General features: G+C 77.3%; 15 protein-coding genes and 1 pseudogene. 12 read left to right on the top strand and 4 right to left on the bottom strand.

What is annotated here, in order from left to right; translation table 11 throughout:
• Positions 1–494, top strand: a pseudogene (locus ACFUMH_RS15170) (hypothetical protein); the annotation flags it as partial.
• Between the two features lie 25 nt (positions 495–519).
• On the opposite strand, the gene ACFUMH_RS15165 reads toward ACFUMH_RS15170, so the two are convergent.
• The gene (locus ACFUMH_RS15165) at positions 520–1503 is read right to left on the bottom strand and encodes a helix-turn-helix transcriptional regulator (RefSeq protein ID WP_378207262.1); all 984 of its coding nucleotides are present in this window, start codon (positions 1501–1503) and stop codon (positions 520–522) included.
• 96 nt (positions 1504–1599) lie between these two features.
• Here ACFUMH_RS15165 and ACFUMH_RS15160 point away from each other — a divergent pair, with 96 nt between their 5' ends.
• The 5 genes from ACFUMH_RS15160 to ACFUMH_RS15140 all read left to right on the top strand — a co-directional run bounded on the left by ACFUMH_RS15160 (position 1600) and on the right by ACFUMH_RS15140 (position 5513).
• On the top strand, positions 1600–2619 hold the full coding sequence (locus ACFUMH_RS15160) for an ATP-binding cassette domain-containing protein (protein WP_378207259.1): 1020 nt from the start codon (positions 1600–1602) through the stop codon (positions 2617–2619).
• Positions 2616–3437 carry an ABC transporter permease gene (locus ACFUMH_RS15155; protein ID WP_378207256.1) on the top strand — a complete coding sequence of 274 codons (822 nt, stop codon included), beginning with the start codon at positions 2616–2618 and terminating at the stop codon, positions 3435–3437. Before ACFUMH_RS15160 ends, ACFUMH_RS15155 begins: the two co-directional genes overlap by 4 nt.
• Positions 3438–3582: 145 nt before the next feature.
• Positions 3583–4251: a DUF6518 family protein gene (locus ACFUMH_RS15150; RefSeq protein ID WP_378207253.1), complete on the top strand. Its 669-nt coding sequence runs from the start codon at positions 3583–3585 to the stop codon at positions 4249–4251.
• A gap of 111 nt (positions 4252–4362) precedes the next feature.
• On the top strand, positions 4363–4935 hold the full coding sequence (locus tag ACFUMH_RS15145) for a methylated-DNA--[protein]-cysteine S-methyltransferase (RefSeq protein ID WP_378207251.1): 573 nt from the start codon (positions 4363–4365) through the stop codon (positions 4933–4935).
• A gap of 32 nt (positions 4936–4967) precedes the next feature.
• On the top strand, positions 4968–5513 hold the full coding sequence (locus tag ACFUMH_RS15140; protein WP_378207248.1) for a DUF1697 domain-containing protein: 546 nt from the start codon (positions 4968–4970) through the stop codon (positions 5511–5513).
• A gap of 49 nt (positions 5514–5562) precedes the next feature.
• Here the strand turns inward: ACFUMH_RS15140 and ACFUMH_RS15135 are convergent, their stop codons facing one another.
• Positions 5563–6924: an MFS transporter gene (locus ACFUMH_RS15135; protein ID WP_378207245.1), complete on the bottom strand. Its 1362-nt coding sequence runs from the start codon at positions 6922–6924 to the stop codon at positions 5563–5565.
• A 246-nt stretch (positions 6925–7170) separates the two neighbouring features.
• Between ACFUMH_RS15135 and ACFUMH_RS15130 the strand changes: the two genes are divergently transcribed.
• The 5 genes from ACFUMH_RS15130 to ACFUMH_RS15110 all read left to right on the top strand — a co-directional run bounded on the left by ACFUMH_RS15130 (position 7171) and on the right by ACFUMH_RS15110 (position 11501).
• Complete coding sequence (locus ACFUMH_RS15130) at positions 7171–7647, top strand: hypothetical protein (RefSeq protein ID WP_378207242.1); 477 nt, start codon at positions 7171–7173, stop codon at positions 7645–7647.
• Between the two features lie 85 nt (positions 7648–7732).
• The gene (locus ACFUMH_RS15125) at positions 7733–8929 is read left to right on the top strand and encodes a zinc-dependent alcohol dehydrogenase (RefSeq protein WP_378207239.1); all 1197 of its coding nucleotides are present in this window, start codon (positions 7733–7735) and stop codon (positions 8927–8929) included.
• Between the two features lie 72 nt (positions 8930–9001).
• Positions 9002–10042, top strand: a complete 1041-nt coding sequence (locus ACFUMH_RS15120) for an NAD-dependent epimerase/dehydratase family protein (RefSeq protein WP_378207236.1) — start codon at positions 9002–9004, stop codon at positions 10040–10042.
• A 15-nt stretch (positions 10043–10057) separates the two neighbouring features.
• Positions 10058–10582, top strand: a complete 525-nt coding sequence (locus tag ACFUMH_RS15115) for a DsbA family protein (RefSeq protein WP_378207233.1) — start codon at positions 10058–10060, stop codon at positions 10580–10582.
• 49 nt (positions 10583–10631) lie between these two features.
• A complete protein-coding gene (locus ACFUMH_RS15110; RefSeq protein ID WP_378207230.1) occupies positions 10632–11501 on the top strand; it encodes an SDR family NAD(P)-dependent oxidoreductase in 870 nt (289 codons plus the stop codon).
• 12 nt (positions 11502–11513) lie between these two features.
• Here the strand turns inward: ACFUMH_RS15110 and nhaA are convergent, their stop codons facing one another.
• Positions 11514–12896, bottom strand: a complete 1383-nt coding sequence (gene nhaA / locus ACFUMH_RS15105; protein ID WP_378207227.1) for a Na+/H+ antiporter NhaA — start codon at positions 12894–12896, stop codon at positions 11514–11516.
• Positions 12893–13339 carry an HIT family protein gene (locus ACFUMH_RS15100; RefSeq protein ID WP_378207224.1) on the bottom strand — a complete coding sequence of 149 codons (447 nt, stop codon included), beginning with the start codon at positions 13337–13339 and terminating at the stop codon, positions 12893–12895. Before ACFUMH_RS15100 ends, nhaA begins: the two co-directional genes overlap by 4 nt.
• A gap of 128 nt (positions 13340–13467) precedes the next feature.
• On the opposite strand from ACFUMH_RS15100, the gene ACFUMH_RS15095 reads away from it, so the two are divergent.
• Positions 13468–14268, top strand: coding sequence for an alpha/beta hydrolase family protein (locus tag ACFUMH_RS15095; RefSeq protein WP_378207221.1), 801 nt, complete (start codon positions 13468–13470; stop codon positions 14266–14268).
• The last annotated feature ends 46 nt before the right edge of the window (positions 14269–14314 follow it).

The following is a 14314-nucleotide window of genomic DNA, read 5'->3' as shown; positions in this document are numbered from 1 at the left end:
GACGCACGCGGACCCCGTCGCGCGCGGCGGGGGACTCGAAGGTCGTGCTGCCGATCCCCGGGGCGTGGACGTCGGACGACACGCAGCGCCTCGCGCCCGCCGGCCAGGACGCGCGCCTGTTCACCGGGAGCATCGACGCGATCGCGCGCTCGCAGGCGTTCGCCGGGCCGGGCCAGGAGGCGATCGAGGAGCGCGAGCACGCGGCGAGCGGCGGCGTGCCGGCGGTGGCGGAGCCGTCCGACGCGGGCGGCGGCGAGCGTCGCCCCGACGCGGCGGGCGCGCAGCGCCGACCCGACGGGCCCGGCGCGGCCGACGACCCCGACGCCACCGGCGTGCTGCCGCCGGTGCGCGAGGGGCGCGGTCCGCACGGGCCGGTCGCGGACCGCGCCGACGAGGGGAGCGGCGCGCCGCCGTCCCGGCGCTCGGTGACCCGCCGGCCCCGCCCGACCGGGCCGTCGGCGGGCGACGGCCCGGGGGGTGCCGACGGGCAGTGAGACGGGCCCGTCGCTCCGCCGCTGCTCACCCCGCCGCGTGCAGCAGCCGGTCCGCCAGCGCCCGCGCGGCGTCGCGCAGCTCCTGCGGCCGGACGACCTCGAACGGCACCCCGTACATCGACACGATCGACACCAGCCCCTCCCACGACCACGACCCGGTGACCAGCCGCGCGCGGTCGTCGCCGACGGGCTCCACGAGCGCGTCGCGTCCCGCCCAGCGGGCGACCTCGGCCGCGGGCAGGGCGAGCACGACCTCCCCGCGGCACGGCCACGCCGGTCGCGCGCCGAGCCGGTCGGCGACGAACGCGGACACGTCGCCGCCCGGCACCGCGCGCGCCGGCACGCGGGGACCGGTCGGTGCGCGGGGTGTCATGCGGTCGACGCGGAACGTGCGCCAGTCGGTGCGGTCGAGGTCGTACGCGACGAGGTACCAGCGCCCGCCCCACGTGACCAGGTGGTGCGGCTCGACGCGCCGGGGCGGCCGGAACGCGGCGGCGCCGCTGCCGAGGACGAGGCCGCTGCCGCCGTCGTAGTCGAAGCGCAGGACCTCGCGGGCGCGCACGGCGGCGCCCACGGCGAGCAGCACGTCCGGCGGGACCGCGGGCCGCTCGCGCCGGTCGTCCCGCGGGACGACCGTGACGGCGAGCGCGTCGGCGGCCGCCCGCAGCCGGGCGGGCATGACCTGGCGCAGCGTCGCGAGCGCGCGCCCGGCCGCCTCGTCGACGCCGTCCACCCCCGTGGACGCGGTCTGCAGCGCGAGGGTGAGGGCGAGCACCTGCTCGTCGTCGAGCAGCAGCGGCGGCATCTGGCTGCCCGCCTCGAGGCGGTACCCGCCGTCGGGTCCCTTCGTCGCGTGCACCGGGTAGCCGAGGTCGCGCAGGCGGTCGACGTCGCGGCGGACGGTGCGGGGGCTGACGCCGAGCCGGTCCGCGAGCACCTCGCCGGGCCAGTCGCGGCGCGACTGCAGCAGCGACAGCAGGGACAGCAGGCGGGCGGACGGTCCGGACATGAGATCAGCGTGCCAGCAGTGGCGGACAGGATCTGACCGCTACAGGGGAAAGGGTGGGTCTCGTCCCAGCCGCTCCACCGCTCCGCAGGAGACCCCATGATCCGCACCCGTGGGCTGACGAAGGACTTCGTCGTCAGCCGCACCGAGACCGTGCACGCCGTGCGCGGCGTCGACCTCGACGTCGCGCCCGGCGAGCTCGTCGCCGTCCTCGGCCCCAACGGCGCCGGCAAGTCGACCACCATGCGCATGCTCACCACGCTGATCCGCCCCACGGGCGGCACGGCGACGGTCGCCGGCGCGGACGTCGTCGCGCAGCCCGCGCTCGTGCGCCGGCGCATCGGCTACGTCGGCCAGGGCAACGGCGCCGGGCACGCCCAGCGCGTCGGCGACGAGCTGGTCGTGCAGGGCCGCGTGTACGGCCTCGACCGGGCGTCGGCCCGCCGCCGCGCGGACGAGCTCCTCGACGCCCTCGACCTCGCCGAGCTCGCCCGCCGCAAGGTGACCGACCTGTCCGGCGGCCAGCGCCGCCGGCTCGACGTCGCGCTCGGCCTCGTGCACGCGCCCCGCCTGCTGTTCCTCGACGAGCCGAGCACCGGGCTCGACCCGCACACCCGCGCGAACCTGTGGCAGCACGTGCTGCGGCTGCGCCGCGAGCACGACATGACGATCGTCCTGACGACGCACTACCTCGACGAGGCCGACACGATGGCCGAGCGCGTCGTCGTCGTCGACCACGGTCGGGTCATCGCCGATGACACCGCCGACGGCCTCAAGCGGGACCTGGCCGGCGACCGGCTCGAGGTCACCGCAGCCTCCCCCGACGAGGCGGCGCGCCTCGCCGCGCTCGTCGAGCGGCTGCCCGGCGGCCGCGAGGTCGTGGTGACCGGCACGCACGTGACCGGGCGGGTGGCCGACGGCCCGGCGTCCGTGCCGGCCGTGGTGCGCGCCGCGGACGCCGCCGGCGTCGAGGTCCTCGCGGCGCAGGCCGTGCGCCCGACCCTCGACGACGTCTTCCTCGCCCTCACGGGGCGCAGCCTGCGCGACGGCGGACCCGCCGACGCGACCGCCACCGACGAGCAGGAGGCGGCCGCGGCCGCCGGGAAGGACGCGGCATGACCACGACGACGCAGGAGCCCGTGACGACGACCGCACCGGCGGCGCCCGAGGTGCGCCGCCGGTGGTGGGGCGACGTGTGGCTCGTCATGGCGCGCGAGCTGCGGCCGGTCGTCCGCGAGCCGTTCTCGGTGGTGTTCGGACTCGTCCAGCCGCTCGTGTTCCTCGGGCTGTTCGGTCCGCTGCTCGCGGGATCCGCCGGCGCGGCGGTCCCCGGCGGCACGGTGTGGCAGTGGTTCGTGCCGGGGATCCTCGTGATGACGACCCTGTTCGGCACGTCGACCACGGGCTCGAACCTGCAGTACGAGATGCAGACCGGCGCGCACGAGCGGCTCCTCGTGACGCCGCTGTCGCGGTCGTCGCAGCTGGTGGGCCGCTCGCTGAAGGAGATGGTGCCGCTGGTCGCGCAGGCGCTGCTGATCGTCGTCGTCATGCTGCCGTTCGGGTTCCGGCCGGACCCCGTCGGCACCGTGCTCGGCCTCGCGCTGCTCGCGGTGCTGGGCGTCGGCCTCGGGTCGCTCAGCTACGCGCTCGCCATCGCGGTGCGCAAGCAGGAGTGGATGTTCTGGGCCGTGCAGCAGACGGTGCTGTTCCCCGTGATGATCCTGTCGGGCCTGCTGCTGCCGCTCGAGAACGGCCCGCGGTGGATGCAGGCCGCCGCGCAGGTGAACCCGCTGCGGTGGGTCGTCGACGCGGAGCGTGCGCTGTTCGCCGGCGACCTGACGGCGTCCGCCGTGGTCTGGGGCGTCGTCGCCGCGGCCGCGACGGCCGGGCTCGGGCTCCTCGTCGGGGTCCGCACCATCCTGCGCTCGACCGACTGACGGCCGTCCCCGGGGCACCCGCGCCGCACGTCCGGTGCGGGTGCCCCGGGACGGACGGGCGTACGACCGTGGGCGGACGCCGGCGCGCGCGACGTTCGCCCGCAGGCAGATGCCGGCCCGCCGGGCCCTGCCGAGACTGGACGGCATGACGTCCCCCTCCGTCCCGCTCGCCCGCGCCCGCACGGACGCACCCGCCGTCGCCGGCCCCGTCCGCTCCGCTCGCGCCCGGCTCGCGCCCGCGTTCGGCCGCACGCTCCTCGCCGTCGCCGCGGGCCTCGTCGCGGGGTCGTTCACGTCGTTCGGGCAGACCGTCCTCGACGCGCCGTTCCAGGGCCTCGCGAACGCCGTCAGCCCGTGGCTTGTCGTGCCCTTCGCGGTGGGTGCGACGGCGCTCGGCCGGCGCAGCGCGGCGCTGCTGGGCCTGCTCGCGTGCCTCGCGCAGGTGCCCGGGTACTACGTCACGGCGGCGCTGCGCGGCTTCCCCGTGGGGACGTCGTGGCTGGTCGTGTGGGCGGTGTGCGGCGTGCTGGGCGGCGTCGTGCTGGGCCTCGCGGGCCACTCGTGGTGGCGCGGCGGCGACCGGGAGCGCGGCATCGGCGCGGCGCTGCTGGCGGCGGCGTGGCTCGCGGAGGCCGTCGTGACGTATGCGGTCGTGCTGCGGTACCCGGGCGACGCCGTCGTGTTCGCCGTGGTCGGCGCGCTCGTGGTCGGCGTGCTCGGCGTCCACCGGCGTCAGCACCTGCTGGTGCTGACGTGGCTCGCGCCCGCGCTGCTGCTCGCGTCGCTGGGGTTCCTCGCGCTGCACCGCGTCTGAGCGCGTCGCCGCGCCCGCGGGGCACGTCGAGCGACCTCACGCCGGGTGCGCGGCCGGCGTCTACGTCCGGGAGGCGGCGCACCGGCCGCCGTGTCGGGGGCGAGGGGCAGGATGGTGGACGTGGACGGGACGACGACGGGCGCGACGACGAGCGCGGCGACGGCGGGCGGGCTGGTGCACGCCGTGCTCGACTCACCCGTCGGGCCGGTGGTCGTCGCGGTGCAGGACGGTGCGGTGACGCACCTGCGGCTGCCGCGCACGGACGGCTCGCCGGCGGCGGACGACGTGGGCGAGCGGGTCGACCCGGGCGACGACCCGGTCCTGGCCGCGGCGGTGCGCCAACTCACGGCCTACTTCGCGGGGGACCTCCGCGACTTCGACCTGCCCCTGCGCTACGCCGGCACCGCGTTCCAGCGTCGCGTGTGGGACGGGCTGCGCCAGATCCCGTACGGCACGACGACGTCGTACGGCGCGCTCGCCGAGGCGGTCGGCCTCGACCCGCGGACCACCGCGCGCGCCGTCGGCGCGGCGAACGGCGCCAACCGCATGGCGATCGTGGTGCCGTGCCACCGCGTCATCGGCGCGGGCGGCAAGCTGGTCGGCTTCGCCGCGGGGCTCGACCGCAAGCGCGCCCTGCTCGAGCTCGAGCGCCGCGCGGTCGGCGGCCCCGACCTGCTGTTCTGACGTCCTGCTGCGACGGTCCGGGGGAGGGCGCGATGTCGACGGTCATGGTGGCGCTGCTGCGCGGCGTCAACGTCGGTGCGTCGACGAAGGTGCCGATGGCGGACCTGCGCCGCGTCGTGGCCGGGTGCGGCTACGGCGACGTCCGCACGTACGTGAACAGCGGCAACGTCGTCCTCACCGCGGACGACCCCGACCCGGACGCCGTCGCCGACCGCCTGCGGGCGGCGTGCGCCGAGGCGTTCCCGGTGCGTCCCGACGTCGTGGTCCGCACGCGCGACGAGCTGCACGCCGTCGTGGCGGCGAACCCGTTCCTCGACCGCGACGACGACCCGACGCACCACCACGTCGTCTTCCTGCCGGGCCACGACCGGCCGGTCGCGCCCGACCTCGACGTCGCCGCGTTCCACCCGGAGGACCTGGCCCTCGGCGCGCGCGAGGTCTACCTGTACCTGCCGTTCGGCATGGGCCGATCAGCGCTGGCGACGCGGCTCGCGGCGCGCAAGGGCGAGCGCGGTACCGCGCGCAACTGGCGCACGGTGACGACGCTGGCGTCGCTGGCGGACGCGGCCGGCGGCTGAGCGGTCCGCCCGGTCGCCGCGCAGCCGTGGCGCGCCCCGCCCGCGCCGGTCACCGGCCGGGCGCCGCGGCCCGCGCCGCGCACGCCGCGGCGGCGATCGCCGCCAGCACCGCCACGACCGCCCACGCCACGCGCGCGGACGTCGTCGTCGCGACCAGCAGCACCGCTGCCGTGCCCAGGGCGGTGCCCAGCTGCGCCGCCGTGTTGAGCACGCCCGCCGCGGTCGCGCGCAGGTGCTCGGCCACGCTCGTGCCCATGTCGTTCGCGGCCACCGACGACGCGCCCAGCCCGAGGCCGCTCAGCCCCGCCGTCGCCGCGACGCCGACCGGCTGCGGCCACGCGACGAGCACCGCGTTGGCCACCGCGACGAGCAGCAGGCCGGCGCCCATCGTGCGGCGCCACCCCAGCCCCGCGACGACGCGCGGCGCCAGCGCGGACCCCACGACCGCCAGCACGCTGACGCTCACGAGCGCGCCCGCCGCGGCGAGCGGCGACAGCCCGAGCTCGTCCTGCAGGAACAGGGTCGCGACGGTCGCGGACGAGCTCGTTGTCGCGGTGTTCGCGAACGAGCCGAGCGCGCCCCAGCGCAGCCGCCCGGACGCCCGCGCCGCCGGCGCGACCAGCGGGACGGCGGCCCGGCGCTCGGCCACGACCAGCCCGGCGGCGGCCGCCACGCCCGCCGCGAGCACCGCCACGCCCACGACGGTCGCCGCCGTCTCGGCGAGCAGCGTCGGCCCCGCGACGAGGCCCATCGCACCGCCGGTGAGCAGCAGCGCCGACGTCCACGGGACCCGCACGTCCCGGTCGGCGCCCGCGTCGGGCGGCAGGACGGTGCGCACCGCGACGACGAGCCCGACGGCGAGCGCGACGGTCAACCAGAACACCGCCCGCCACGTCGCCACCTCGGTGACGACACCGCCCACGACGAAGCCCGCGGCACCGGCCGCCGCGCCCGCCGCGCTCCACGCCGCCACGGCGCGCCGGCGCTGCGCGCCCTCGGGCACGAGCGTCGTCAGCAGGCGCAGCGCGGCGGGGACGGACGCCGCGGCCGCGGCACCCTGGAGCGCGCGGGCCGCGGTGAGCAGCATGACGTCGCCGGCCACCGCGCCGAGCACCGACGCGACCCCGTACAGCGCGACCGCGGCGAGCAGCACGCGGCGGTGACCCAGCCGGTCGCCGAGCCGCGCGGCGACCATGAGCAGCCCGCCGAAGACCATCGCGTAGGCGGTGACGACGAACGTGCCCTCGCCCGGCGTCGCGCCCAGCTCGTCCAGCATCCGCGGCAGCGTCGTGACGACGACCGTCACGCCCAGCACGTCGACGAGCTGGACGAGGCAGAGCGTGACGGTGACCGCGACGACCCCGCGGGTCCCGGTGGCCGCCGACCGCCCGGCCCCGGGTCCCGCCGTCACGCGTCCGCCGGCGGGTTCGCCGTGACGTGGGCCGCGACGCCGCGGCGCCCTCGCCGCGCACCGCGCGGGCGGCACCCTCGTCGAGCCGCACGGTGCGATTCGGCAGCGGACCCGGTCATCGGCGACCTCCTCGACGCGCGTCGACATCGTCGGCACGACGCTACCGGCGCCTGCCGCGCGGGCGGCGGCCGCGGGCACGTCCCGGCGCGCCTTGTGACCGCCGCCGCGACGGCGGACGATGCGCCCGTGGAGACGCTGCGCTGGGACGACGTGCAGGACCTCATGGACCCGCAGCTGGTCGGCGCTCTGCCGGACCTGTGGGTGGAGGGCACGGCGAGCGCCGACTGGCAGGTGCTCTTCGACCTCGTGGAAGCGGGCCGCTGGCCCTGGACGTTCCGGGAGGGCGACCGCGACGTCCCGCTGCTCCCCGCGGCGGACGTCTTCCGCCGTCCGCCCGACGCCGAGAGCGTGCACCTCGAGGTGGAGTTCGCCGACGGGGCGGTCGCGATCTTCCGGCCCTACGAGGTCGGCTCGATCGACTTCGACGTCGACGTGCGGCGGCTCCAGGGGCAGGAGCGTCTGGACCGGTTCAGCGAGTTCCTTGCCGCCGTCGGCCGGGCCCTCGGCCGGTCGGTGTGGATGGGGAGCGAGGGCGCTCTCGACGGCGTGCCGCTCCTCGGCTTCGACGTGGGTGCCGACCGCATGGTGCGCGTCGCCGACTGAGCTGCCGGGTCCCTGCGGATGCAGGTCAGCGAGCCGGGTGCGACGGTGGACGCCGGAGCGGGGGGACGACCCACGAGGAGGCAGCGTGCGCGCACTGACCTGGCAGGGACGCGAGAAGGTCACCGTCGAGACGGTCCCGGACCCCCGCGTGCAGGAGCCGACGGACGCGGTGGTCCGGGTGACGTCGACGGCCATCTGCGGCTCCGACCTGCACCTGTACGGCGTGCTCGGTCCCTACCTGAGGCCGGGTGACATCCTCGGGCACGAGGCGATGGGCGTCGTCGAGGAGGTCGGGCCGGAGGCCGCAGGACGGCTGAAGGTCGGCGACCGCGTGGTCGTGCCGTTCGGCATCGCGTGCGGCACCTGCTTCTTCTGCACGCGCGGCCTGCAGTCGCAGTGCGAGACGACGCAGGTCCGCAGCCAGGGCAAGGGCGCCGCCCTGTTCGGGTACACCGAGCTGTACGGCAGCGTGCCGGGCGGCCAGGCCGAGTACCTGCGCGTGCCCCAGGCGCAGTACGGACCCGTCGTCGTCCCCGACGACGGCCGCCCCGACGAGACCTACCTCTACCTGTCCGACGTGCTGCCCACGGCGTGGCAGGCCGTCGCGTACGCCGACGTCCCGCCCGGCGGCACCGTCGCGGTCGTGGGCCTCGGCCCGATCGGCCAGATGGCGGCGCGGATCGCCCTGCACCTCGGCGCGGGCCGGGTCATCGGTATCGACCGCATCCCGGAGCGGCTCGCGATGGCGGCGCGGCACGGCGTCGACGTCCTCGACGCGTCGACGTGCGACGACGTCCCGTCGGTCGTGCGGGACCGCACGCAGGGGCGCGGCGCCGACGCCGTCGTCGAGGCCGTCGGCATGGAGGCGCACGGGTCGCCGGTGTTCGAGCTCGCGCAGAAGGGCGCCGGGTTCCTGCCGGACGCGCTCGCGAAGCCGTTCATCGAGAAGGCCGGCGTCGACCGCATGGCCGCGCTGCAGACGGCGATCGGCGTCGCCCGCCGCGGCGCGACCGTGTCGGTCGTCGGCGTGTACGGGGGCGCGATCGACCCGTTCCCGATGATGGACGTGTTCGACCGCCAGCTCACCGTGCGCTTCGGCCAGGCCAACGTGCGGCGCTGGGTCGACGACATCCTGCCGCTCGTCACGGACGACACCGACCCGCTGGGCGTGCTCGACCTGCGCACCCACCGCGTGCCGCTCGAGCGCGCGCCCGAGCTGTACGACACGTTCCAGCGCAAGGCCGACGGCTGCATCAAGGTCGTGCTCGACCCCGCCGCCTGAGCGGGGGACCGGGGCGCACGCGACGGGCACGGGCGGGACGAGCACGCACGGACGAGGACGGACGGAGGCACCATGCGGGTCGTGGTCGTGGGGGCCAGCGGGAACATCGGCACGGCGGTCCTGCGCCGGCTCCGGGAGGACGCGACGATCACGTCGCTGGTCGGGGTGGCGCGCCGCGCGCCGCGGCAGACGCCGCCGCCCCCGTACGACGTCGAGTGGGTGCAGTGCCACATCGGCGCGGCCGGCGACGACGAGCCGGTCGTCGCCGCGCTCGCGGACGCGTTCGCCGGCGCGAACGCCGTGGTGCATCTCGCGTGGGCGATCCAGCCGAGCCACGACCGGTCGTACCAGCGTGCGGTCAACGTCGAGGGCACGCGGCGGATCGTCGCCGCGGTGCGCCGCGCGGGCGTGCCGCACCTGGTCGTCGCGTCGTCCGTCGGCGTCTACGGCCCGGCGCACGACGACGAGCCGAAGGACGAGCGGTTCCCGGCGACGGGCGTCCCGACCTCCGACTACAGCGTCGACAAGGCCGACATGGAGCGTGTGCTGGACGAGGCCGAGGCGGCGGACGCCGGGCTGGCGATCACGCGCATGCGTCCCGCGCTCGTGTTCCAGCGCGACGCGGGCCACGAGATCCACGGGATCTTCCTCGGGCGGCTCGTGCCCGGCCGGCTGCTCGACGGCAAGGTGCCCGTGCTGCCGTGGCCGCGCGGCGTGCGCGTGCAGGCGGTGCACGCCGACGACCTCGCGGAGGCGTTCCGCGAGGCGATCGTGCGGCAGGCCCGGGGCGCGTTCAACCTCGCGGGGCCCGGCGTGCTGCGCGGGCCGGACGTGGCGGCCGTCCTGTCGCAGTCGAAGCTGCGCGAGGTGCCGCCGAAGGCCCTGCGCGCGGGGCTGCTCGTCGCCTGGCACGCGCGCCTCGCGCCCATCGGCCCCGGCTGGCTCGACCTGGCCGCGTCCGTGCCGGTCCTCGACACGTCGCGCGCCGAGTCGATGCTCGGCTGGCGCCCGCGGCGGACCGCCCAGGAGGCGCTGCGCGAGCTCGTCGACGGCATCGCGGACGGCGCCGGCACGGTCAGCCCGCCCCTGCGCGCCCGCCACCTGCGGGCCTGACGGCATGCTGGGCGCATGAGCACCCCCGCGCAGCCCGCGGTCGACCCCGAGCGGTTCGTGCTCGGGGACCCGTCCGCGCCCGTGACCGTCGTCGAGTTCGGCGACCTCGAGTGCCCGTACTGCCGCGCGGCGGCGCCGGTGCTGCGGCGGCTCGTCGAGGAGTCCGACGGCCGGGTCCGCCTCGTGTGGCGGCACTTCCCGCTGTTCCAGGTGCACCCGCACGCGCTCGCGGCCGCGCTCGCCGCCGAGGCCGCGGGGGCCCAGGGCCGGTTCTGGGAGCTGCACGACCGCCTCTTCGCCGACCAGGAGCACCTCACCGACGACGACCTGCGCGCGCACGCCGTCGCGCTCGGCCTCGACCCGGAGGACCTCGTGGGGGAGCGCGCCGAGCGGCACGCCGACGCGGTGCGCGCCGACTACGCGGACGGGCTGGCGCTCGAGGTGCCCGGCACGCCGACGGTGTTCGTCGACGGCGTGCGGTTCCGCGGCCGGATCGAGCTCGAGGCGCTGCGGGCTGTCGTCGACGCCCTCGAGGCGTGACCCCTGACGTCCCGTGCGCGGCACCGTGCCCGTGCGCGACGATGAGGACGTGACCACCGCCGACGACGCCGCCCTGCCCCGTACCACCGCCGCGACCACGCCGGCGGGCCCGCCGCTGCCCCGGACCGCGCTCGTGACCGGCGCCGGTCGCGGCATCGGCCGTGAGCTCGCGCTCGGCCTCGCCCGCGCCGGGTACGCGGTCGGCCTCGTGGGGCGCACCCGCGCCCGGCTCGACGACGTCGCCGACGAGGTCCGGGCGGCGGGCGCCGCGGTCGCCGTCGCGGCGGCCGACCTGGTCGACGCGACCGCCGTCGCGGACGCGGTCGCGCGCGTCGAGGCGGCCCTGCCCGGCGGCGTCGGCCTGCTCGTCAACAACGCGGGCGTCATCGAGGAGAACGAGCTGCCGTTCGCCGACGACGACGTGGAGGACGTGTGGCGCGTGGTCGAGACGAACGTGCGCGGCCCGCTCCTCGTGACGCACGCCCTGCTCCCCGGCATGCTCGCGCGCGGCGGCGGCCGCGTCCTGCAGGTCAACTCCGGCTCGGGCCACCGCGCCCAGCCCACGTACACCGGGTACACGATCAGCAAGGGCGCGCTCGCGCGGTTCACCACGCAGCTCGACCACCAGTACCGCGAGCGGGGACTGCGCGTGCTCGACCTCGCCCCGGGCGTCGTCGCGACCGACATGACGGCCGCGATGCCGGTGCACGCCACGCGCACCGACTGGACGTCGCCGGCGCAGGTGCTCGAGCTCGCCCTGGGGTTCGCGGACGGCGCCCTCGACGTGCTGTCGGGGCGGTTCGTGCGCGCGGGCGTCGACACGGTGGACTCCCTGCGCGCGGCGACGCCCGCGATCCTCGCGACCGACGCGCGCCGGCTGCGGCTGTCGACGTGGGGCCCGGACGACCCGGTCGCCTGACCGCCCGGCCGTTCAGGGCCGTGCGGCGGACCCCCACGGCAGCGGCGGCAGCTCCGGGGGCAGCCGCGGCGGCGAGCACAGCGGCAGCCGCTCGCCCAGCCAGCGCAGCAGCACGGAGCCCGCGACGGCGGCGACGAGCGACGCGGCGAGCACGCCGATCTTGGCGTGCTCCAGCTGCACCGGGTCGTCGAACGCCAGCCCCGCGATGAACAGCGAGATGGTGAACCCGATGCCGGCGAGGACGGCGCCGCCGAGCAGGTGCCCCCAGCGCACGCGCCCCGGCAGGTCGCCGAGGCCGAGGCGGAGCGCGAGCGTCGCCGCCCCCGTGATGCCGACCGCGTTGCCGACCACGAGCGCGACGGCGACGCCGATCGTCAGGCGCGAGCGGAACGCGTCCGCGAGCGTCTCGGGGTCGAGGTTCACGCCGGCGTTCGCGAGCCCGAACAGGGGCACGACGACGTAGGCGCTCCACGGGTGCAGGACCCGCTGCAGCCGGTCGCCCGTCGGCACCGCGGCGCGGCCCGCGCGCTCCGCGGCGTGCTCCCGGTCGGCGCCGCCCTCGTGCAGGAAGCGGCGCGCGTGCGCGGCCACGTCGTCCCGCCGCTCGTCGCGGGGCAGGGACGTCGGCACCAGCAGGCCGACGAGCACGCCGGCGATGGTCGCGTGCACGCCCGAGGCGAGCACCGCGCCCCACAGGGCGAGCCCCACGACGACGTACGGCGTCAGCTGCCAGACCCGCCGCAGCCGCAGCGCCAGCAGCGCGAGCACGAGGACGCCGGACACGGCGAGGGCGCGCAGGTCGACCTCGTCCGTGTAGAACACCGCCATCGCCGTGATCGCGCCGATGTCGTCGACGATGGCGAGCGTCAGCAGGAACAGCCGCAGCCGGTCCGGGCAGCGTGGCCCGAACAGCGCCAGCACGCCGACGAGGAACGCCGTGTCGGTCGACATGACGACGCCCCACCCGTGCGCGGCCTCGCCGCCGCCCTCGACGAGCAGGAACACGCCGACGGGCACGAGGAGACCGCCGAGCGCGCCGAGCGCGGGCACCGCCACGGCCCGCGGGTCGCGCAGCTCGCCGCGCGTCGCCTCGCGGTTGATCTCGAGCCCGACGACCGCGAAGAACAGCGCCATCGCGGCGTCGTTGACCCAGTGCTGCAGGTCGAGCTCGAGGCCCGCGCCGCCGAGGAACACGCCGGCGGGCGTGTGCCACAGGGACGCGTAGGAGTCCCGCCACGGCGAGTTGGCCCACACCAGCGCGAGCACCGTCGCCGCGAGCAGCGCCACGGCGCTGCCCGCCTCGGTCGACAGGAACGTACGCAGGCCGGGGGCGAGGGTCGTCATCCGCTCGCGCAGCGCGGGACGCGCGGCGCCGCGCACCGGCGCGGTCGTCACAGGGCGGGCGACGTGCGCACGGCGGGGACGCGGGCGCCGTCGCCCTGGGCGCGCAGCGCGTCGCGCAGGCGTTCCGCGGCGGCGTCGAGCTGCTCCGCCGGCACGTCCTGCCGGGCGTTCGCGAACGTGAGGCTCGACTCGTCCCACGCGGGGAGCACGTGCAGGTGCAGGTGGGGGACCTCGAAGCCGGCGACGAGCAGCGCCGCGCGCGGCGCCCCCCACGCCGCCTGCTGGGCCCGTCCGACGGCCTTGGCGACGACGACGAGGTGCGCGAGCAGGTCGTCGTCGGCGTCGGTGAGCTGGTCGACCTCCGCCCGCGGGACGACGAGCACGTGCCCGTCGGTGATGGGGGCGATGGTCGTGAACGCCACCGCACGGTCGTCCGCCCAGACGAACCGGCCGGGGATCTCGCCGTCGATGATGCGCGTGAACAGCGTCGTCATGGCCTCACGCTAGCGGGCGCGCGCCGGCGCGGGGACACCCGCCCGCGTGGTCCTCCGTGGCGGCCCGAAACGTTTAGCGACCCGTCGAGGCGTTGTCCTCCACCGGGACGAACGCCTAGGAATCGGGTGTGCCTGCCCCCACCCCCTCCCGCCCCCGTCCCTCGCGTACCGCCCTGGCGCTCCTCGGCGCGGTCGGCCTCGCCCTCACGGCCGCGTGCTCGACCGGCACGCCCGACGAGGGGTCCGACGCCGCCGCCACCGCCGCCGCCCCCGAGCAGACGCCGACCGTCCTGCCCAGCGCCCCGGTCACCCTGACGCCCGCCGACGTGCCCGACTGCCTGCCCGACGGCGTCGCCGCCGCGCAGGTCGGCGAGGCCCCCGCGACCACGACCGTCGCCTGGGCCGGCTCGGGCGACCGCGGCGTCGTGCTGGCCCCGCAGGTCGACGGCGACGTCTGCCAGTGGGCCGACGAGCTGGTCCGACTGGCCGGCGAGGGCTACCTCGTCGCGACCTACGCGTGGGGGACCAGCGGCGAGGCCGGGTTCGCCTCGGCGGTCGACGTGCTCGAGGCCACGGGCGCGACGCGGCTCGCCTTCGTCGGCGCGTCCGCCGGCGGCACCCTCGCGGCGGGCCTCGCCGACGACCTCGGCGCCACGGCCGTCGTCGCGCTCAGCCCGCCCGCGCAGTACGGCGAGGTGGACGCCCGCGCGGCGTCCAGCACGTTCACCGGTCCGCTCCAGGTGTTCGCCTCCACCGAGGACCCGCAGGTGCCGCTCGCGGACAGCACGCAGGTCGCGCGCCAGGACAAGACGTCCGTCACCACGCAGATCCCCGGCACCGCGCACGGCGTCGAGTTCCTCGCCGGCGCCCACGCCGACCACGTCCGCACCGTCGTCGACGAGGCGCTGACCCAGGGCTTCGGCGGCTGACCCGACCCGCGCCGCAGGGACGAGCGCCCGGCCTCCCCGCGAGGGG

The sequence above is a fragment of the Cellulomonas sp. NPDC057328 genome (assembly GCF_042667215.1).
Classification (GTDB): Bacteria; Actinomycetota; Actinomycetes; order Actinomycetales; family Cellulomonadaceae; genus Cellulomonas.
The sequence above is the reverse complement of the archived record's forward strand: the minus strand, read 5'-3'. Positions and strand labels throughout refer to the sequence as shown.